Source organism: Acinetobacter sp. 1130196 (assembly GCF_000588095.1).
Taxonomy (GTDB): domain Bacteria; phylum Pseudomonadota; class Gammaproteobacteria; order Pseudomonadales; family Moraxellaceae; genus Acinetobacter; species Acinetobacter nosocomialis.
In genome coordinates this window covers 1-20,791 of the sequence record NZ_JFWX01000058.1, presented here as the reverse complement: position 1 = coordinate 20,791, position 20,791 = coordinate 1, and the positions used below count along the sequence as shown (strand labels likewise).

Genomic DNA, 20,791 nt, shown 5'->3' with positions numbered 1-20,791 from the left:
TTTAAACGCTTTGCTATTTGCTGAGGAGACCATAAACAACGGATCGCTTCAACAATAAATTTCCAGAGGATTGAATCGATTTTGAGTTTTCTGTGACCACGTCTACGTCTAGCGAAGGTGTTATCAGAAGCATATCGAGCTTGATAAACGTCATTGATGCTATTTCTTTTAAGCTCACGATAGATCGTACTAGGATGTCTTTTAATGAGTTCAGCAAATTTTCTGGCTGAAAAGCCTTCTTTTCTTGACTCAAGCATTAATGCAGTACGATCTTCAAAGTTAAGATGATGGTATGACAATTTTATATACTCCATAAACCCTTTAAATTAATTAGGTGGTTTATGTCGCACTTCAAGTTTTACTCTGCCGTGCTTTTGGATAAGCATATAACATTTGATCATTTCTTTTAATTTCATATGCATAAAGTTGTGGAATTGAAGTTGGAGGATTTCCTGAAGAAATTTCCTTAAATCTATAATTTAAAGAATATAGCGTTTCATCAAAAATTGTATTGGTTGAAAGCGTAGAATTTAAGAGAATACCTCTATCACACTTTAGACTATTTACATTTTGAGCAGATTGCCCTTGAGCTTGCGATGATACATTTTGAGTAGATTGTTCCTGAGCTTGTGATGATACATTTTCAGTATTATTAGAGCTTGAACTGCCTCCACCACACCCCGTTAACATAATAAATGAAATAGAAACTGCTAAAGTTGAAATTTTTTTCATGAATAAACCTTAAGTATTTATGTTTACTTTGCGGGCGTGATTATATATTTTTTATTTATTAAAAACAGATCGTTAAGTGATATTTATTAAATATTAAATATATTTAAATATAATCGATAGTCATTTTTATCTAAAAAGCCACTAGGAAGCTTAAATTTTGTAAATTTCTATTATGAAGTTTTTTTAAATAAAAGGGCTTGTTATTTATATAATATCTATATTCTAACATCTATATATAACTATTTTTAATCATTACTGATTCTTTTCTCAAGCATTTCCATAAAGGTTTTTAAAATATTATTGTGGTTTTTACCCTTATGAGTAATTAAGCATATAGGGGTGCTGTAGTGCATTTTGTCTTTTAAAACAGGTTGCATCACACCATCTACAACCCATTTTTTTGCATAGTGGTCAGGTAAAAAACCTAAAAATTTTCCGGTTAAAATCAAAAAGGCAATCCCTTCACGGTCACTTGCCGTGGCTTTACAGTCTAAAAGCTGATGCAACTTCGCTGCTTCCGATGTAATGGCATAATTAGGAAGAATGGCTTGCCATTTTTTTAATTCATTTAAATTGATGTTGCTACAGTGGTTAAATAAAGGATGATTTTTGCCGCAATATAAAAATGAACTTTCACTATATAAGTCGAAATAGTCTAAACCAGACAAAGGCGTTACAAGGGGAATAACACCCGCATGCAATCGGTTATCGAGTACACGACACTCAATATCTGAAAGGGTGCTCATACTAATATTAATAATAACCTCGGCATGTTCCTCGGCAAGTTGAGTCAAGGTGTTGGTGATATAGCCTCTTGGCATAGTCACAAGGTTGTTAATAATGCCGATATTAAACTCACCCTTAAGGCGGTTATGCATTTGGTTGACTTTAGAGCGGAAGTCTTCAATCGCTGCTGTGAGTACTTCAATATATTCTAAAATTTCCCGCCCTTCATCGGTGAGGGCAAAGCCGGCACGACCACGTTGGCATAGCCGAATACCTAAACGATTTTCTAAATCACTCATATGCAAACTAATTGCAGAGCGGCTAATACCTAAAATACTTTCGGCAGATGTAAAGCTGTGACAGTCGCAAACCGTTTTAAATATTTTGAGAAGTTTTATATCAAAATCAGTAACTTGATTTAATTTTTTAGGTTTCATTTAGTTTTGTTTTTTTAAATCTAAACTCAAGATAATTTGAATTTATCAAACTTATCTCGCTATGTACACTCAAACCATAATTTGAAAATAAACAGGAATGGTTATGTTTGATACGGATAAATTCAGCGACTCTGAGCATACTTTGGATGCGGTTCAAACTAATAATAATATGCACATAAATTATCAGGCACACTGGATGCCTTTTTCTGCAAATCGAAACTTTGCTAAAGATCCGCGCATGATTGTGGGTGCAAAAGGGTCATACCTGATTGATGATTCGGGCCGTGAAATTTATGACTCACTTTCAGGCTTATGGACATGTGGTGCAGGCCATACCTTACCCGAAATTCAACAAGCGGTAAGCGCCCAATTAGGTCAGCTTGATTATTCACCAGCTTTTCAGTTTGGTCATCCGCTTTCTTTTAAGCTGGCAGATAAAATTGTTCAGCATATGCCTGAAAAACTACAACACGTTTTCTTTACCAACTCAGGGTCAGAGTCGGCAGATACCTCAATCAAAATGGCACGTGCCTATTGGCGTATTAAAGGCAAACCAAGCAAAACCAAATTGATTGGTCGTGCCCGTGGCTACCATGGCGTAAACGTTGCGGGGACAAGCTTAGGTGGAATTGGCGGCAACCGTAAAATGTTTGGTCAGCTTATGGATGTTGATCATTTACCACATACTTTACAGCCGAATTTAACTTTTACCAAAGGCTGTGCAGAAACAGGCGGGGGAGAACTTGCCAATGAAATGCTTAAATTAATTGAGCTACATGATGCTTCAAATATTGCAGCCGTTATTGTAGAGCCTATTTCCGGTTCAGCAGGTTGTATTGTGCCGCCAACAGGCTATTTACAACGTTTACGAGAGATCTGTGATCAGCATGACATCTTGTTAATTTTTGATGAGGTGATTACAGGATTTGGACGTTTAGGAACATGGACTGCGGCGGAATATTTCGGAGTTACGCCAGATATTTTGAACTTTGCTAAACAAGTCACCAATGGTGCCATTCCTTTAGGTGGTGTGGTGGCAAGCCATGAAATTTACTCTGCGTTTATGCAGCAAGACTTACCAGAACACGCCATTGAATTTACCCATGGCTATACCTATTCGGCACATCCGGTTGCTTGCGCTGCCGCTTTAGCTGCGCTTGAAGTTTTAGAAAAGAAAAACTTGTTAGCTCAATCGGCGGCGTTGGCACCAAGTTTTGAAAAAATGCTGCATGGTTTAAAAGGCGCACCGCACATTTTAGATATTCGCAACTGTGGCTTGATTGGTGCGTTGCAGTTAGCTCCGCGTGATGGCGATGCCACCATTCGAGGCTTTGAACTCGGTATGAAACTCTGGAAAGAAGGTTTATATGTCCGCTTTGGAGGTGACACGCTTCAGTTCGGTCCAATGTTCAACAGTACGGAAGCAGATATTGACCGCTTATTGAATGCCGTGGGCGATGCACTTTATCAAGTGAAATAAGCCTTATAGATATTTATGAGCATCGGTAGTGTCTCTGGATGCTCTTTAAAAACCACATGAAAAAGCAGTTTGATCTGAAAACTAATTGTAGTAAGGAGTAACAACAATGACAAATGGCCTAGAAGATTTTAGCTATGACGAAGTTTCAACTGAAAATAGTACGCATAGCGAACAAGCCAAAAAAGTGCTAGGGCATTTCATTCAAGGACGAATTGTATCTAAAACGGCAAGAAAACAGCCAGTTTACAATCCTGCGACGGGTGAAATTAGTAAAGAAGTCGAAATTGCAGATGCTCAAACGGTAAATGAAGCAGTTCAGGTCGCCGAGCAAGCATTTCCTGCATGGCGTGATACACCAGTTATTAAACGTGCACGTGTCATGTTTAAGTTCAAACAACTATTAGAGCAAAATGCCGAAAAGATTTGCGCTTTGATTGGGCAAGAGCACGGCAAAATTTCTCATGATGCTCAAGGCGAATTGCAACGTGGTATAGAAAATGTTGAATATGCTTGCGGCGCACCAGAGCTTTTAAAAGGGGAGTTTTCAAAAAATGTTGGTCCAGATATCGACTCATGGAGTGAGTTCCAACCGCTAGGTGTTGTCGCTGGTATTACGCCGTTTAACTTCCCAGCCATGGTTGCTTTATGGATGTTCCCAATGGCACTGGTTTGCGGTAACTGCTTTATTTTAAAACCTTCTGAAAAAGCACCTTCTGTGGTTTTATACCTTGCTGAACTTTTAAAACAGGCCGGTTTACCTGATGGCGTATTTAATGTGGTAAATGGTGACAAAGAAGCGGTAGATGCCTTATTGCATCATCCACGTATTCAGGCAGTCAGCTTTGTGGGTTCGACGCCAATTGCTGAATATATTTACCGTACAGCGACTTCAACAGGTAAACGTTGCCAAGCATTAGGCGGTGCAAAAAATCATGCCATCATTATGCCTGATGCCGATATTGATAACGTGGTGACTTCATTATTAGGCGCTGCTTTTGGTTCTTCGGGCGAACGTTGTATGGCACTTTCGGTTGCGGTTGCTATTGGCGATGAAGTTGCCGATGTCGTGATTGATAAGCTCACTCAAGAAATGAAAAAATTGAAGTTCGGTAACTATGCAGATGCAAGTAACGACTTTGGGCCGCTTATTACCCAAGTGCATAAAGACAAAGTGCAGGCTTATATTCAAAGTGCAGAACAGCAAGGCGCAAAAATTGTGGTCGATGGCCGTGATGCAAAACCTGCAGGCTATGAAAAAGGTTTCTTTGTTGGACCAACTTTAATTGATCAAGTCACTCCAAATATGACCAGTTATCAGCAAGAAATTTTTGGTCCTGTGTTGCAAGTTATGCGTGTGAATAGCATGCAAGAAGCGATGCAGCTGATTAATGACCACGAATATGGCAACGGTACTTGTATCTATACCCGTGATGGTGAGGCAGCGCGCTATTTTAGCAGTCACATTCAAGTGGGTATGGTCGGTATTAATGTGCCTTTACCAGTACCTGTGGCTTACCACAGCTTTGGTGGCTGGAAACGTTCATTGTTTGGTGATTTACATGCGTATGGTCCAGATGGCGTCCGTTTCTACACACGCCGTAAAACCATTACACAGCGCTGGCCTTCGGCTCAAGTCCGTGAAGCAAAACAGTTCTCAATGCCAACTTTAAATTAATGTCTGCAACAAAGGGAAAACATCAGGTTTTCCCTTTTTCATTAGCAAAGGATTTTTAAACATGTAATAGATTGTTTTATGGATATATTTTTAAGGAATGAAATATGAATAATGATAGAACAAAAAAATTAGGCGAAGGACTTTCAAATCGCCATATCACAATGATTAGTATTGGCGGTGTTATTGGTGCAGGTTTATTTGTCGGTTCATCTTCTGCAATTGCCAAAGCAGGCCCAGCGGTCATTCTTGCATATCTCACTACCAGTATTATGGTCTTTCTGGTCATGCGAATGTTGGGTGAAATGGCCGTTTTAGAGCCGGACACCGGTTCATTTTCTACCTATGCCCGTAAAGCGATTGGCCCGTGGGCAGGCTTCACTATTGGTTGGTTATATTGGTGGTTTTGGGTGCTTGCGATTCCGGTAGAAGCGATTGCTGGCGCAGAAATTTTACATTCGTGGTTTCCGAGCGTTTCGGTTTCTATCTATGCATTTTGCTTTATTGTGTTCTTAAGCTTGGCCAACTTTTTTAGTACCAAAAGCTTTGGTGAGTTTGAGTTCTGGTTTTCTTTAGTCAAAGTGGTTGCCATTATTGGATTTATCATAATTGGTATTTTGGCAATTTCAGGTATTTGGCCTTTAGCTAAAAATGTTAGCGGTGTTGCCAATTTATATAATAACGCTGGCTTTATGCCGCATGGTATGGGAGGTATTTTATCTGCCATTTTAATTACGGCATTTTCATTTTTTGGGGTAGAAATTGTCTCGATTGCCGCGGCAGAGTCATCCAACCCTAAACAGAAAATTAGACGTGCCACCAATTTGGTGCTGTACCGTATTATTCTTTTCTTTGTGGTTTCAATGTTTATTGCTGTTTCGCTTGTCGATTGGCGTTCACCAGACTTACAAAAGTACGGGACATTCCAATACGTTTTAATGAGCTTAAATGTACCGGGTACTAAACTTATTATTGATACGGTTGTGTTTATCGCCGTGGCAAGCTGTATGAATGCCGCAATTTATACGTCTTCTCGTATGTTATTCCGTTTAGGAACACGCAATGAAGCACCGCAGGCAGTCACTAAAGTGAATTATGCGGGGGTACCGGCAATTGCGGTGTTTTCCTCAACTTTTATTGGTTTAGTATGCTGTGTCATTAACTATGTATTCCCTGGGAAAGTGTTTGGCTTATTGCTTTCAAGCACAGGTTCGATTGCTTTGCTGGTGTATTTGGTTATTGCGTTTTCACAGTTACGATTAAGACATAAGTTAGAAGCAGCTGGAGCAGAAATTCCCTTTAAAATGTGGTTGTTTCCATGGCTGACTTGGTTTGTGATTATTATTATTTTAAGTGTATTGGCTTATATGTTCTTCTCACCAGCCTATAGTTATGAAACGACTCTATCTTTAGGGGTAACGTTAGGTGTGGTGGTGTGCGGTTTATTTGTGACCCGAAAGCGTAAAGCAACCCGTTCGGTTGCAATAAATCAGAGTAATTTATAAAAATATTGAATTAAAATTTTTATGATAGAAATAAAAAGCTCCTTAATAAAAAGGAGCTTTTTACTTTTTTAATTCTCGTTATTTTATTTTAATTGTTGTTTATATTTTTAAATAAGATGCACAGTTATAAACTAACTGTGCAAAGAAATTTAAATGGCTTGCCAATTTTCTTTAACTTCTTGAGAGTTTTTATTTAAGATGACTTGATCGTCTTTTACTTCACCAATCCAAGAAGTAGGAATAAGGTGATGTTGATCATTTTCGTCTTTAGTAAGTTTTAACTGATTTTCACCTTCAAGGTGATCAACAGTTCCTACTTTGGTACCACAAGAAGCAATAACGTCTGCATGTTTTTTAATATCATTAATATTTAAAGTACTCATTTTTGACCTCTTCTTTGGAAATAGAAAAATCGTAGAAACTAAATTACTGGATAAAATCGGAGAAATCTTTCTTTTTTAATAAACCTTACATGATTATTTTATATTTTCACTTAAGCGATATAGTTAAATAACAATGAAATAAAACGAAATATTCATTTAATAAAGTTATAGAAAATATCTTTTTATTACATTTTATATCTTTAATTAAACAGAATTATTTCGATATGTTTAAGTTAATACTTTTGAATAATTATTTGTAATGAATATTAAAATATCTATAAATATGAAAATCTTGAGTATGTTGAATGAATTCGAACATGCTGAAGCTGAAAACAAAAGTCAGCTACGCCAAGACTTGCTTCAAGAATTAGTAAGTTTAGCTAAAAATTTACCCTATCCAGCATCAGGTCAAACCTACCAAAGGTGGCAAATGTTCGCTCAAATTGCAGGGAGTGACTTAAGTCTAGCTAAATTATTTGAGTCACATTGTGATGCTTTAAGTATTTTAAAAGAACTGGGTTATCAAGCTGAAATAGATGAGCAAACGTGGGCGGTATGGGCAGCAGAGGGCGGGCCTGCACCTCTACAAGTCGAGAACAATCATTGTAGCGGTATCAAAACTTGGTGTTCTGGCGCTGAATTTATTCACAAGGCTTTAATGAGCTATAAGGACAAGCAAGGCCAAGCACAGCTTTGTATTGTTGAATTAAGTGATCCTTCGGTTCATGTTGACCTAAATCATTGGCAAGCCGTTGGTATGCAAGGCACTCAAACTGCTCAGGTACATTTTGACAATACTCCCGTTACAGTTATAGGTCAGCCAAATCGCTATTTGGAGCGTCCCGGATTTTGGCATGGTGCGGCTGGTGTTGCCGCTTGTTGGTATGGTGCGGCGGTACGTTTAGTTAGCTTCCTACATGAAAGTTGCAAACTCAGCCCAAACGCATTTAAAAAAATGTATTTAGGGGAATTAGCTCAACAGCTTTCTGTAACAAAACAGTATTTTCAATATATTGCCAAGCTTATTGATGAAGAACCTATGCTCAGTCATGAGCGAGAAATCCGTATATTGCGTGCTCAAACAGAACAATGCTGCCAGAGTGTTATTCAACTTGTTGGTAAGGCTTTAGGCGCGCGTCCTTATTGTGAAGAAGCTATATTTTCACAGCTCATTGCTGATTTGCCTGTCTTTATTCGTCAGAGCCATGCGGCTTTTGATTATGAGTCTATTGCAGAGCTCTGTTTGCCGGAGAAAAGCTTATGGGAACTTTAACTCATCCCTTAGTCGAAGATCGCGTAATTTCAGGTGAAGGAACACCGAAGTTTAAGTGGCTAGAGGCATTTAAAACCCATCCTTTAGATGGGCTGAATTTACAATTGTTTCGTTCGAAAAGAGTGGTGATTGTCGCTCCGCATCCTGATGACGAAGTGCTTGGCTGTGGTGGTTTAATGCAGCAGCTAGTCAAAGAAAATTGTCATCTTGTTATTGTGGCGGTCAGTAATGGCACGCAAAGCCATCCCCATTCAACAAAATACAGCCCAGACCAATTAAACGAATTACGTCCGCAAGAGACTTTTGCTGCTTTGAATAGTTTAGGTGTCTCAGATCATTCTGAACGAATTGCTTTAAACCTTACGGATGGTCAGATTCACTCACAGACTCATCTATTAAATCAAGCGCTCAGCCAAATCGTTCAACCTGAAGATATTTTAATTTGTAGTTATGCATTTGATGGGCATCCAGACCATGAGGCCGTCGGGAAAACAGTGCAGGCCTTTGCAAAAGTGCATCAATTAGTATGTGTGCATGTACTGATTTGGGCATGGCATTGGGCAGAGCCTTTAGACCCACGTATTGATTGGTCCAAAGCACAAGCTTATGCCTTAACTGAAAACCAATTAAATAAAAAAGTTCAAGCAGTTATGCAATTTAAAACACAAATTGAAGCCGATGAAAGTACAGGCAATTCCGCCGTTTTGTCTTCTAGTGCCATTAGCCGTCTTTTAATGCCTTATGAGGTATATCTGAGTGACTCATTCTCGTATGTATTTTGAGGAGTTGTATCATAGTAATAATGATCCATGGGGCTATGATTATCACTGGTACGAAGCCCGTAAAAGACAAATCTGCCTTGCATTATTAACACGACCTCATTATGAAAAAGTTTTAGAAATTGGCTGTTCAAATGGGCATTTAAGCGTTTATCTAGCTCAGCGTGCTGCGAGTCTATTGTGTATAGATGTCTCTGAGCAGGCCGTTCAACTCGCATCCCAAAGGTTAGAAGCATTTGAACATGTGACTGTTGAAAATAGAAAAATACCTGAAGATTTTTATGAACAAAAATTTGACCTAATTGTGATTAGCGAAGTGGCGTATTACCTCACATGCGATGAGTTAGATGAGTTTATTGAAAAATTAAAGCAGGCCTTAAACCCGGAAGGGGAAATTTTGTGTTGCCATTGGCGACATGATATTCAGGATTTTGAATTGAATGCCAAGCAAGTTCATCAAAACTTTCAGCAATATTTTCCATTTCATCATTATTTAAGTCTAAACGATCCAGACTTTATGGTTGATGTTTGGACTGTTAATTCTTCGTCAATAGCTCAGCGGGAACAATTACGATGAAAATAGGTGTTGTGATTCCAGCGCATAATGAAGAACAGCATTTGCCAGCCTGTTTGCAGTCAATTCAAGATGCGATAGAAAAAGTACCGGATGAACAGGTTGAGGTTATGGTTGTGCTCGATAGCTGTACAGACCAGTCGCGCTCAATTGTACAAAGTTATAGAGTAAGCTGGATTGAATGTAATTATGCGTGTGTTGGAAAGGCCCGAGACTTAGGTATTCGTCAAGTTATTCAAAATGGAGCAACTTGGCTTGCCTGTACCGATGCCGATAGTATTGTCAGTCCAGACTGGTTGCGTTGCCAAATTTTGCATCAGCCTACAGATGCAATTTGCGGTATTGTGACTTTAGATGACTTGAGCCGATTATCTGTTATAAAACAAAAAAAGTATTTGTCACATTATCAAGACTGTATGGATCATCATCATATTCATGGTGCAAATTTAAGTTTTAGTGCTGCTGTTTATATGCAAGTTGGTGGTTTTGAACCGGTTCCTTGTCATGAAGATGTTTCCCTCATTAATAAATTGATAAGACAGTGTTGTAATATTACATGGAGCAATTTAGTTCGAGTAACCACTAGTAGTCGATTAGAAGGAAGGGCACCAGAAGGTTTATCTAAATTTTTAGAAAATCTTTAATTAATATTTTTTTCTTAAGTTTATTTTAATAATTAATATCTATTCTAGACTTATATCCTCTGTTATACGTTATTTTTTTGGTTCAGTAAGCTACATCTTTTTGCCACATCACCCGATGTGGTTTTTTTTTATTTTAATGATTAAAAAAAGAGCCAGTCCAAAAGCTTCTCCAACAATAATATTGTACATCTGACATGATGACACAAAAAATCACAAAAGCTAAAACTCACAATTTTAAGAAATTGTTTAGATAACTATGAATAAAAGAATAGGAGAAATTTTAATGAAAAAAATAGTGTTAACCACAATTACCAGTCTGGTTTTATTCGTTAGCAGTGCAACCTTTGCAAGAACTGATCCGGCTATACTCAATCAAGCTGCAAAAAATGTAGTCACTGTTTCAAAAGCAAAAACATTAGCTGATGAAACAGGTGTAACCCTCACTGGAACTATCGTAAAGCATATTGCTGGCGACCATTATGAGCTTAAAGACAAAACGGGTTCCATCGTGATTGATGTTGATGATGACTTAGCAAATGGTTGGCAATTAAAAGTGGGAGATAAAGTACGTATTGTAGGTGAAGTTGACACACATCGTATTAAGCCCACCGAAATTGAAGTTTTACAAATTGAACGTGTTAAATAATGTGGTTATAAATACCATGGCCCGAACTAGTTTCGGGCTTTTTTATTGAAATTAGGAAAGGTTACGAATTTTTTATAATAATGAAATGTAAAGTATTTCTGTTAAAGGTGTGTTAAGTTGAAAATTCCATTAATAATGAAATTTTATATTTCACGGAAGTCTTATGAACGTTCGACTGTGTTATGCCAGCCAACGAAATGAAAATAATGAAGATTTGCTACAAGATTTGCGTGATATCCTAACAGAAGCTCGTGATTTCAATGATTTGAACGAGATTTGTGGAGTACTTTATTATGCCGATAATGCATTTTTTCAATGTTTAGAAGGCGAAAAAGAGGTAGTGGAAAGATTATTTGAGAAAATTCAAAAAGATCAAAGGCACCACAATGTTAAATGGTTATGCACATATTCCATTGAAGAAAACTCTTTTCAACGTTGGTCAATGAAATATGTGCAACGCAATACAAATATCGAGGCTTTCTTTCTCAAGATGGGAGAAAGTACTTTTAACCCAATTTTGCTTAATCAGCAAAATCTCAAATTTTTCTTAAATGAACTATTAATTGCAGAGCAAACTAAAGTTGATACGGTTAGGAAAGTTGGAATGGTTAATCGGGGAGTAAATCCATTCTAACTATTTGACGTTATACCGATATGGATGTGCTTGAGTTTAGGTACAATTTTAGTCATCACTAAATATACAATCAGTGAAACCGAAAGCATCCATATCACTTCTAAACTTTGACTAATCACGAACATTGCCCAGTAAAAAAAACTAAATAGAGCAATACATAGTCCACTACCTTTGTAGTACCACGTAATAAATATTCCAAAGAGTGCCGAAGAAATTAAGAGATTAGTCGTCTCATTCATTCCTAGGTAATTAAAAAAAATAATCATTAAGCATAGAGCTAACAGTGATAGTAAATATACAAATATATTTTTTGCGATAAACATTTTCTATACCCTATCTGAAGATTATAAAAAGGTATCTTTCCTCTGTTTCCAGAGGAAAGATAGTACATATTAATTTTTTGAGATTCTTTTTCTATTATTAAGAGTTTTTATATTAATAAAGATGACTTTATCATTTTCTCCAGATCTCTTTATTAATATTCAGCTTTCTATTTAATAGTAAAGAGTGCTTATATGTACTGAAATTAATTATAGGAAAAACAATCAGTTGTGTTGTAAGCTTTGACCTACATGATTGTGAGATATTGCCTACAATTGTTCAAATAATGTACATATTTTACAATGAATAATAAATTAAAATTATTGTATTTCAAATATTTGAGTAAAATCCCTGTTGAGTTGAGCTTTACACAAATAACAAAAAGTAACATCGACTTTAGGTAGATAATCTTAAAAGTCAAAAATATTATTTAAATAAAATGGATATATTTTAAGAAAAATTTAACGTTTGATAAAATTTTTTATTTTAAAAATGGTTTTGTGATAAATAAAATTTATGTTTTTATGACTAAATTAATATATTGGTTAACTATAAAGTGGCAATTTTTTATTATCTTTGTGTTTTATAAAATCGTACTTATAACGTGTGATAAGCAATTACATGCATATGGATTATTCAAATAAAAAGCTTTTGCATAGTTTGAATTTTAAGCAGCGTAGAACTGGCTACGCTGGCTTTCGTGCTTTTAAAAGTATTAGTCTGAACGGGTCGCTAACCAATTACTTATTTCAGGCCAAACAAAACTAGGAGCTTGGCTACCTGAAACCACCCCCATATGGCCGCCTGGTACGGTTTTGAATGTTTTATCTTTACTACCAATTAAGGTCATAAGGGGTTTAACGGCATCGGCGGTCACAATAATGTCTGTATCGCCACCCACGGCTAACACTGAACAATCAATATCTTTTAGATGAGCTGTAAGTTCGCCAAACTTAACGACACCTGTTGATAGCTCATTATCAATCCAGAAACGTAAAATAATGTCACGCATAACGCCGCCTGGATAAGCCAGCATATTGTCTATAAATGAACTAGAGGTGGCGTGGTCAACAATAAATTCTCGGTTATCAAGATTTTTTAAAAGCTGCCAATAGGTTTTTAAATTGCCAATTGGGTCCGTTAATTTAAAACCGAGTGTGTTTTGCCAACCATGAATATGAAACACTTCACTTGGTACATGTTGGCGAATACGAAAAGGGGTGTGCTTACGAACCCACTGTGCAGGTTTGGTCAAGCTTCCATAAAGTTTACCCATATAACCCGCTTTATGGGTGTCGATAGGTGAAGCAAGAATAATCAAATTTTTAATATCTTTATCTTTAAATAACGCGGTATAGCAGAGTGAAAGAGCACCACCTAAACTCCAGCCATGTAAAGAGAGCTGTTGTTGTCCACTATGTATACGAACCTGTTTTAACATTTCAGGCATAAAGACTTTTATATAGGTGCCAAAATTGTATTTTGCCTGATGTCGGGTTGGTACGCCCCAGTCGATTAAATAGACATCAAAACCTTGAGCTAAAAAGTAACGTATAAGGCTGCGTGTAGGGAACAAATCGTAAATAAGCATGTTGACTGCTAATGGTGGAACGATGACTAACGGTACGCTGTGTTTAGCTATAGGAGCTTCAGCCTCATTTTTATAGTGACGTAAACTCATAATTTCATGCTTATAAATCACATCAAAAGGTGTTTTTCCTGACAAGGCAATTTGAGGGCCTCTAAAAAACAGATCTGATGCATTGGTCAGCATGTGAGGTATTTTCTGACCAGCACGCTTTTTAAGTGACGTTTTAATCGACTTCACTTGTGGAACATTCTGTCGAACTTTAAGCAATAAACTCATTGAATATAAAACCTGTAAATATTTTGCCCAGAGCAAATAACGAGCTGGTCTTTGAGGAATATTAACGGGAATAGCAGATGAGTTCAGTGACTTAAAAGACAGGATTTTCTGTTTAAGGTATCAAACCCTAAATATCTTTAAATTTTGAATTATTTTATTTAAGTATTTGATATTAATCGTTAAATAAGAATTTATTAACAATTATGTATAAAATATTTAAAAATTTAAGCTATTTTTAAGAATAGTAAAAAATGTATTGCTAGGGTAATTTTGTAAAGTTTATTTGTGTTTTTTTTACATATGAAAAAATAAAATATAATTATTTTACAATCGATTAGAAATGTAATTAGAAAGTAGTATATATGGAATTTGTTTTTAATGGTTTTTATACACTAATTTCGGCGGTCATCGTTTTATTGTTGGGCCGCTTTCTTGTTAATCGGATTGATTTTTTAAAACGTTACAATATCCCTGAACCTGTAGCCGGTGGTTTGGTTGCTGCGGTAGTTTCTTTGCTTGTCCACAGTTTATGGGGGTACAGCATTGTTTTTAGTAGTGAATTACAAACCAGCTTTATGCTCGTGTTCTTTGCTTCAATTGGTTTAAGTGCCAATTTTATGAAGCTTAAAGAAGGTGGTAGTGCGTTAGTCATCTTCTTAATTTGTGTAGCCTCATTTATTGTTGTGCAAAATGCTGTTGGTATGAGCCTTGCGACATTATTGGGTTTAGACCCACTTATTGGTTTAATTGCAGGTTCAATTACTTTAACTGGTGGTCATGGTACAGCAGGTGCGTGGGGTGAAATCTTAGAAAGTCAGCATGGTATTCAAGGTGCTTTAGCCCTAGGTATGGCGAGTGCGACTTTTGGTTTGATTATTGGCGGTGTGATTGGTGGCCCTTTAGCCAAATTACTTATTAACCGTTATAGTCTTGCTCAACCAAAAACTAATGCGGAGATTCACCATCGTGATACGCATCTTGAACAAAATTCAGATGATCTCGCGCCGTTTGAAAACCCGCATCAAGTTCGTTTAATTACTGCCGATAATGCAATTACCACACTTGGTATGTTTGCAGCGTGTTTAGCGTTTGCTGAATTTATGACGGGCTTTAGTAAAGGAACATGGTTTGAGTTACCAACTTTCGTTTGGGCACTTGGTGGCGGTGTAATCTTAAGAAATATTTTAGAAAGTGTATTGAAAATTGATATTTTCGACCGCGCGATTGATGTGTTTGGTAATGCATCTTTATCACTTTATTTAGCAATGGCATTGCTTTCATTAAAGCTTTGGCAACTTGCCGACTTAGCTGGTCCGCTTGTGGTTATTTTGGGTGCTCAAACACTGACTATGGCTTTATATGCAGCATTCGTAACTTTCCGAGTAATGGGTAAAAATTACGATGCGGCAGTATTGGCAGCAGGTCATTGTGGTTTCGGTATGGGTGCAACACCAACAGCCGTAGCAAATATGCAGGCGATTACTAATATGTATGGTCCATCACATAAGGCATTTTTAATCGTTCCGCTTTGTGGTGCATTCTTTGTCGATTTAATTAATGCGACAGTGATTCAGCTCATGTTGAAGTTCATCGTTTAATAAAATAAAAAAAGCCCGTCAGGGCTTTTTTTATGGGTGTTTGTTTATGAATATTTCTTTCCCTGTATAGGCTCAATTTTTATTTCCCGATGATTTAAGCCATTTTATTTTTAGGATGCTTTTTCTCAAAACTAGTAATCGCCCTTACACCAAGTTTCACATAGAATAAATTGCAGATAAATAAAATGAGAAATGTATGAGCTCAGAAGCACATTCAATAAGCTTAGTTGCTCCAGTAGTGTTATTGGCAGCTGCTGTCATTGCAGTCCCTATTTTTAAACGCATTGGTTTGGGTTCAGTATTAGGTTATTTAATCGCAGGACTGATTATTGGCCCATTTGGTTTTGCTTTTTTTCAAGATTCCACAGCAATTTTACATATTGCCGAGTTGGGAATAGTGATGTATCTCTTTGTGATTGGTTTGGAAATGCAACCATCACATTTGTGGAGCCTTAGACGTGAAATTTTTGGTCTTGGTACGTTGCAGATCATTATTTGTGCGTTAGCTTTGACTGGCGTAGGGCTATTGTTTGGTTTCACATGGCAAGTCGCTTTTATTGGTGCTGCAGGGTTTGTACTAACCTCGACTGCGATTGTGATGCAGTTATTGGGCGATCGGGGTGACTTGACTCAACCACGTGGGCAAAAAATTGTAGCCATCTTACTTTTTGAAGATTTATTAATTGTGCCACTACTGGCTATTGTTGCTTTTATGGCACCAAATCATGTAGTCGAAAGCACATCTGTACGTCTGGAAAACATTGGAATTGGTTTACTGGCAATTGCAGGTCTCATTGCGGCAGGCTATTGGTTACTTAATCCGTTATTTAGACTCTTGGCCGCTGCTAAAGCGCGAGAAGTCATGACGGCCGCAGCTTTACTGGTTGTGTTGGGTGCGGCATTGCTCATGCAAGTCAGTGGTTTGACTATGGCAATGGGAGCTTTCTTGGCGGGTGTACTTTTATCTGAATCAACGTTTAGACATCAAATTGAAGCCGATATTGAGCCATTCCGAGGAATTTTACTGGGTCTCTTTTTCCTTGGCGTGGGTATGTCACTGGACTTATCAGTGGTTGCTCAAAACTGGCAACTCATTGTAAGTGGCGTAGTGGCCCTGATGTTTGTTAAAGCGCTCATGATTTATATTGTCGCTCGAGTAACCAAAAGTCCTCATACAGAAGCATTAGACCGCGCTTTACTGATGGCTCAAGGGGGAGAGTTTGCCTTTGTGCTTTTCTCTGCTGCATTAAGTGCCCAAGTTATTGATAGTACGGTTAAATCTAACTTAACTGCGATTGTTGTACTTTCAATGGTATTGACTCCAATTGTCGGTATTATTTTTAAACGATTTACTCAAGCTAAAGCAAAGGTTTCATTGGAAGACATCAATATTGCTGATGGACTAAGCGGTAGTGTTTTAATGATTGGCTTCGGGCGCTTTGGGCAGGTCACCAGTCAATTACTGTTGGCAAGAGGTGTAGATGTCACCATTATTGATAATAATACCGACATGATTCGAAATGCTGAAAAGTTTGGTTTTAAAATTTATTATGGGGATGGCTGTCGCCTAGATATTTTACATGCTTCCGGTGCTGCAACAGCACAGGCGATTGTGGTGTGTGTAGATAGTAAGGAAACGACTAATCGAATTGTTGAATTGGTTACTCACGAATTTCCTTTGGCAAAATTATTAGTCCGTTCATATGACCGTGAGCATTCACTGCATTTAGTCAAACAAAAAGTAGACTTTATGATCCGTGAAACGTTTGAATCTGCGATTAAGTTTGGTGGAGTGATTTTACAAGAACTTGGTGTAGATGAAGACGAAGTTGAAAGAATTACCGAGGAAATACGCGATCTTGATAATGAACGCTTTGAGACTGAAATCGCAGCAGATGACGTAAATGCAGGAGTAGGTATGCAATATACCCATACTTATCATCCAAGACCAACTGCACCATTGATTCGACCAAAGCGGGAAGGACGTATTCTAAATAAAGATAATGCCTCAGAAAATGAGGGAACTGATTAGTTATAACGCTTAGTAATGGCTTTAAAAGAACTTTTACTGAGCTTTTCTATAGGAGGAAGTACCTAACAACGAACTCCCTCCATTTACCAATTAAACCGTCTTACTTTAGTAAGTTAAATGGCTAATCATATTAAGTTAACCTAGAGATGCTCTAAGGCTGTGCCTTTAACAGGATTTCTGCGCCAGTAGTAAGGCTGTAAAAATCTAAGGAAAAGTTTCCAAGGTGTTATCCATGCGATTCGACGGTTAGCTTTTTTATTTTGAATAATTTGTTTTGCTAAATACGCACAAACAACTTCAGGTGGGTCAATTACAAAGAAGAATAAGCGTTTCATCTTTTTCCAGTTTTGTATATTGCCATGGGTCCAAGATGAAACTAACAAGTCGGTTGCCACCATGCCGGGGCTAAGAGTACCAGTTAAGATAGGAGTCGACTTAGTCTCTTTATAAAGCGCTTTACTAAAATAACTTACCGCCCGTTTAGTTGTCGCGTAGGCAGTCATTCCAGCACTCCATTCGCCATTGCTTCCCCAACCTTCCATGTTAAAGATTTGGCCATAACCTTGTTTAAGCATGCCTTTTAGAGCTACTTGCGAACCGAGCATTGTGCCTAAAATATTAGTCGATATGGTTGTTTTCAATTCATCTGGTTGAAGGTCAATGAACTCTTTTGTAGGGTGGCAGCTACCTGCATTATTAATCCATACATTAACTTGCCCAAAATGCTGAATTGCTCGATCCCACAGTGTTTGTACATCAGCAATTTGTGTCACATTGCAGCATAAACCAATAAATTTCTCTTTATTGAAATGAGTTTCTAAATAGGATAGGGCATGGTTAAGATGCTCAACATTTCGTCCCGCTATTACAACGGAACAACCAAGATCTAAAAAAGCATGGGCAAGTGCTAAACCAATACCCTTTGTACTTCCAGTGATGACTACACAACCAGCTTCACAGTTAGATAAACTCATTGAAATCTCTATAAATTTTTAAAACTCAAAGCTATTGAGCAATTTTTCATAAATGAGCGGTTTGCTCTTTTAATAAAAGCAGATAAATAATCGATAAACTTATCATCGAAATATTCATTACGATAGGGTTATAAGGTGAAATAAGTGTAGAGGGTATTAAAAAACCAATTAACAGCAGTAAACCCAATAATCCTAAAATACTTAAATAATGAATATATTTGTGAGGAGAGAAAAGAAATAATAAACCAAAAATCACTTCAGCTATACCACTGCCACGACCTGCAAGTTTTGCATAATCAAAAGAAAGTCCTATCGTTTGCCAGACAAAAATTTCATCAGAGTTAATAAAAATTAGTTTAGGAACAAGTCCTTGATAAATCCATAAGAAAGCGAGCACAAAGCTTATAAATTTTAATGCTTTAGCATTATTCATTAAGATTCTCTAAAAGTTTGAAATTTCAATTTTGATCATTGCGACTATTATGTTTTGATTTAATTTATTCTTCAACAGAAAATAAGATAAGCTTATTTTTTAATCATTTCTTATGGTTATTTTTTAACAGTAATGTAGGAATAAGATAGGAAGATTTTATATTAAAAACATAGGAGAAGTGCTCCTATGTTTCTAAATTTATGGTTCACTCACTAATCTTGATATATTTTTTAAAATTATATTTCTTAGAAATTCTTTATAACATTCATCTGTGTTTTTATTTGAATGTTGAACTAAATATCCATTAAGTTGGGTAATTATAATAATAGCTCTTTCTTTATATTCTTCTGAAGATATTTCACTATGAATGGGAAGTATAATTTTATATATCAGTTCGAAATTATACTTTTGTATCATTGACAAAAAATCGTAAACATAGGGGAGATGGTCTGAAATAGAAAACACCTCTTTAAATGTATGAGTAATGATCGGTTGTTCTATTTCATACATTATATTGGTGATAATATTCATAAACCGATGTAAAGGAGGTTCATTCACATTTAAATTAATTAAAATTTCAATCCGCTGTATGTAGTCACAAATTAATTTATTAAGTAAAGCTTTTAATAAAAGATCTTTGTTTTTAAAATAATGCTGTAGGGTACTTAAACTAATATTAGATTGGGTGGCAACTCCTCTCATACTAAAACCAGAATAACCTTTCGTAAGAAAAACTATTTCAGCATTTTTTAAGATTTGCTTTATTCTTTCTTGCCCTTTTAGTGTAGTAAAGGACTTCTTTATTTGTATAGTATCAAAGGTATCAATTTTGATCATTATCCAGCCTGTAAGTACTATTTAAAAAAGGCATTCTAAACCATGAAATTAGAAAAATATAAATAAAATATTTAAATTCTATTAAACTAAATATAGGTCATATGACCTATATTTTTATAATTTAGGTCAGGCGACCCAATCTAAAATTAAAAAATAGGTCGAGCGACTTAATTCCTTTTCTTTAGAAATAGTTTAAATAGGTCATTTGACCTATTTAAATAAGAATAAATAGTGTTCAATTTTATACAGTCTATAAATGATTGTATTTGAATAAATATTGACTAATTTTTATTTAAAGAGTGATATTTGTTTTTTTTGATTTTTAGTCATTTTTATAAAGTATGGGTGGGTATTTAATCTTGTTTTTTAATGGTCTTTTGAAAAAGAATTTTAAATAAGTAAACATAGTCTTTTTGTAATGTATAGACCTCTTGCGAAAGTCGTTATTGCAAGTTCATCCGATTTACCAGTGCAGCGATTAAGTTAATGCGTAAACCGAATCTTTTCCGTCTATTTCGATAGCGTTCACTTAATATTCTAAATGTTTTCAATTGACTATTAATATGTTCGATCACAACTCGTATTTTTCCAATCATTTTATTGTACTTTTTCTCAACATCAAATAAGGGTAAATTCTTCTTTTTCTTTATTGGCATCAATAATTTAAAGCCATCTTGCTCTAATCCGTAGTACCCTAAATCGGTCATAACATATTTACAATGTTTGAATTTTTTAACCGTTCTTCTTGCCAATTTAATGTCATGCTGACTGCCATTCGATATATCTAGCCCTATGATTTGTTTGCTGTTCGGATGATAGATCACTTGTGCTTTTAGCGTATGTTTCTTCTTTTTACCACTGTAGAACTTACTCTGATTTTTTTTTCGGACGTTCTATTGAACATTCTGTCGCATCAATAATGACCCAGTTAAACTGTTCGTCTGCTGTGGTAATGCTTCGTTTTGGCAGAGTAAACCGTCTTGATTTCATCAATGCATCTTCAACCTTTTTAATGGTTCGATTCACATTACTTTCAGCGATATGGTAATTTGCAGCCAACTCCAATTGAGTGCTGTAATTCCGTAAGTAATTGAGTGTTAATAATAATTGATCCTCTATAGCTAAAGTATGAGGACGCCCAGATTTCTTTTTAAGTGATTCTACTTCTTTTAAAACTTCGATCATTTCACTAAAAACTGGTCGAGGTACACCAACCAAGCGCTGGAATTCAGAATCTGAAAAAC

The 20,791-nt window shown here is 36.4% G+C and carries 21 protein-coding genes; 11 read left to right on the top strand and 10 right to left on the bottom strand.

Annotation, left to right across the window (positions count from 1 at the left end; translation table 11 throughout):
• From J671_RS22655 to J671_RS22645, 3 genes are all read right to left on the bottom strand, one after another.
• Positions 1-257 (bottom strand): helix-turn-helix domain-containing protein (locus J671_RS22655; RefSeq protein WP_249364813.1); only part of this gene is annotated, 257 nt, incomplete at its 3' end.
• 94 nt (positions 258-351) lie between these two features.
• Positions 352-732: a hypothetical protein gene (locus tag J671_RS22650; RefSeq protein WP_031983549.1), complete on the bottom strand. Its 381-nt coding sequence runs from the start codon at positions 730-732 to the stop codon at positions 352-354.
• Between the two features lie 245 nt (positions 733-977).
• Positions 978-1,895 (bottom strand): LysR family transcriptional regulator, encoded by a 918-nt coding sequence (locus J671_RS22645; RefSeq protein ID WP_031983548.1) that lies wholly within the window; start codon positions 1,893-1,895, stop codon positions 978-980.
• A 97-nt stretch (positions 1,896-1,992) separates the two neighbouring features.
• Between J671_RS22645 and J671_RS22640 the strand changes: the two genes are divergently transcribed.
• From J671_RS22640 to J671_RS22630, 3 genes are all read left to right on the top strand, one after another.
• The gene (locus J671_RS22640; RefSeq protein ID WP_081404956.1) at positions 1,993-3,375 is read left to right on the top strand and encodes an aspartate aminotransferase family protein; all 1,383 of its coding nucleotides are present in this window, start codon (positions 1,993-1,995) and stop codon (positions 3,373-3,375) included.
• 106 nt (positions 3,376-3,481) lie between these two features.
• Positions 3,482-5,050, top strand: a complete 1,569-nt coding sequence (locus tag J671_RS22635) for a CoA-acylating methylmalonate-semialdehyde dehydrogenase (protein WP_031983546.1) — start codon at positions 3,482-3,484, stop codon at positions 5,048-5,050.
• A 104-nt stretch (positions 5,051-5,154) separates the two neighbouring features.
• Entirely contained in the window at positions 5,155-6,552 is a 1,398-nt protein-coding gene (locus tag J671_RS22630) for an amino acid permease (protein ID WP_004707938.1), read from the top strand.
• A gap of 149 nt (positions 6,553-6,701) precedes the next feature.
• On the opposite strand, the gene J671_RS22625 is transcribed toward J671_RS22630, so the two are convergent.
• Entirely contained in the window at positions 6,702-6,935 is a 234-nt protein-coding gene (locus J671_RS22625; protein ID WP_000105754.1) for a DUF2171 domain-containing protein, read from the bottom strand.
• Positions 6,936-7,233: 298 nt separating this feature from the next.
• On the opposite strand from J671_RS22625, the gene J671_RS22620 reads away from it, so the two are divergent.
• The 6 genes from J671_RS22620 to J671_RS22595 all read left to right on the top strand — a co-directional run bounded on the left by J671_RS22620 (position 7,234) and on the right by J671_RS22595 (position 11,485).
• Positions 7,234-8,208 (top strand): acyl-CoA dehydrogenase, encoded by a 975-nt coding sequence (locus J671_RS22620; RefSeq protein ID WP_114271346.1) that lies wholly within the window; start codon positions 7,234-7,236, stop codon positions 8,206-8,208.
• A complete protein-coding gene (locus J671_RS22615) occupies positions 8,196-8,990 on the top strand; it encodes a PIG-L deacetylase family protein (protein WP_022575421.1) in 795 nt (264 codons plus the stop codon). Before J671_RS22620 ends, J671_RS22615 begins: the two co-directional genes overlap by 13 nt.
• Entirely contained in the window at positions 8,965-9,564 is a 600-nt protein-coding gene (locus J671_RS22610; protein WP_081404955.1) for a class I SAM-dependent methyltransferase, read from the top strand. The genes J671_RS22615 and J671_RS22610 overlap by 26 nt, the downstream gene beginning before the upstream one ends.
• Complete coding sequence (locus J671_RS22605) at positions 9,561-10,205, top strand: glycosyltransferase (RefSeq protein WP_031983542.1); 645 nt, start codon at positions 9,561-9,563, stop codon at positions 10,203-10,205. Before J671_RS22610 ends, J671_RS22605 begins: the two co-directional genes overlap by 4 nt.
• 283 nt (positions 10,206-10,488) lie before the next feature.
• Positions 10,489-10,851, top strand: a complete 363-nt coding sequence (locus J671_RS22600) for a NirD/YgiW/YdeI family stress tolerance protein (RefSeq protein WP_031983540.1) — start codon at positions 10,489-10,491, stop codon at positions 10,849-10,851.
• Positions 10,852-11,014: 163 nt separating this feature from the next.
• On the top strand, positions 11,015-11,485 hold the full coding sequence (locus tag J671_RS22595; RefSeq protein ID WP_002049354.1) for an AnBLUF65 family BLUF photoreceptors: 471 nt from the start codon (positions 11,015-11,017) through the stop codon (positions 11,483-11,485).
• On the opposite strand, the gene J671_RS25855 is transcribed toward J671_RS22595, so the two are convergent.
• On the bottom strand, positions 11,482-11,808 hold the full coding sequence (locus J671_RS25855; protein ID WP_031983539.1) for a hypothetical protein: 327 nt from the start codon (positions 11,806-11,808) through the stop codon (positions 11,482-11,484). The genes J671_RS22595 and J671_RS25855 overlap by 4 nt on opposite strands.
• A 713-nt stretch (positions 11,809-12,521) precedes the next feature.
• Positions 12,522-13,673: an alpha/beta fold hydrolase gene (locus tag J671_RS22590; RefSeq protein ID WP_031983536.1), complete on the bottom strand. Its 1,152-nt coding sequence runs from the start codon at positions 13,671-13,673 to the stop codon at positions 12,522-12,524.
• A 362-nt stretch (positions 13,674-14,035) separates the two neighbouring features.
• Between J671_RS22590 and gltS the strand changes: the two genes are divergently transcribed.
• Positions 14,036-15,271: a sodium/glutamate symporter gene (gltS, locus tag J671_RS22585; RefSeq protein WP_031983535.1), complete on the top strand. Its 1,236-nt coding sequence runs from the start codon at positions 14,036-14,038 to the stop codon at positions 15,269-15,271.
• A 196-nt stretch (positions 15,272-15,467) separates the two neighbouring features.
• Positions 15,468-17,303 carry a monovalent cation:proton antiporter-2 (CPA2) family protein gene (locus J671_RS22580; protein ID WP_004707961.1) on the top strand — a complete coding sequence of 612 codons (1,836 nt, stop codon included), beginning with the start codon at positions 15,468-15,470 and terminating at the stop codon, positions 17,301-17,303.
• A gap of 140 nt (positions 17,304-17,443) precedes the next feature.
• Here J671_RS22580 and J671_RS22575 read toward each other — a convergent pair whose 3' ends face one another.
• From J671_RS22575 to J671_RS25505, 4 genes are all read right to left on the bottom strand, one after another.
• Entirely contained in the window at positions 17,444-18,277 is an 834-nt protein-coding gene (locus tag J671_RS22575; RefSeq protein WP_031983534.1) for an SDR family NAD(P)-dependent oxidoreductase, read from the bottom strand.
• Positions 18,278-18,323: 46 nt separating this feature from the next.
• Positions 18,324-18,710, bottom strand: coding sequence for a DoxX-like family protein (locus J671_RS22570; protein ID WP_031983533.1), 387 nt, complete (start codon positions 18,708-18,710; stop codon positions 18,324-18,326).
• Between the two features lie 198 nt (positions 18,711-18,908).
• On the bottom strand, positions 18,909-19,547 hold the full coding sequence (locus J671_RS22565; protein WP_016805464.1) for a TetR/AcrR family transcriptional regulator: 639 nt from the start codon (positions 19,545-19,547) through the stop codon (positions 18,909-18,911).
• 443 nt (positions 19,548-19,990) lie between these two features.
• A protein-coding gene (locus J671_RS25505) for an IS5-like element ISAba27 family transposase (protein ID WP_152534347.1) occupies positions 19,991-20,791 on the bottom strand; the annotation gives its coding sequence in 2 pieces (ribosomal slippage) (positions 19,991-20,431 and positions 20,433-20,791; 800 coding nt annotated over the 2 pieces). This gene is flagged as partial in the annotation.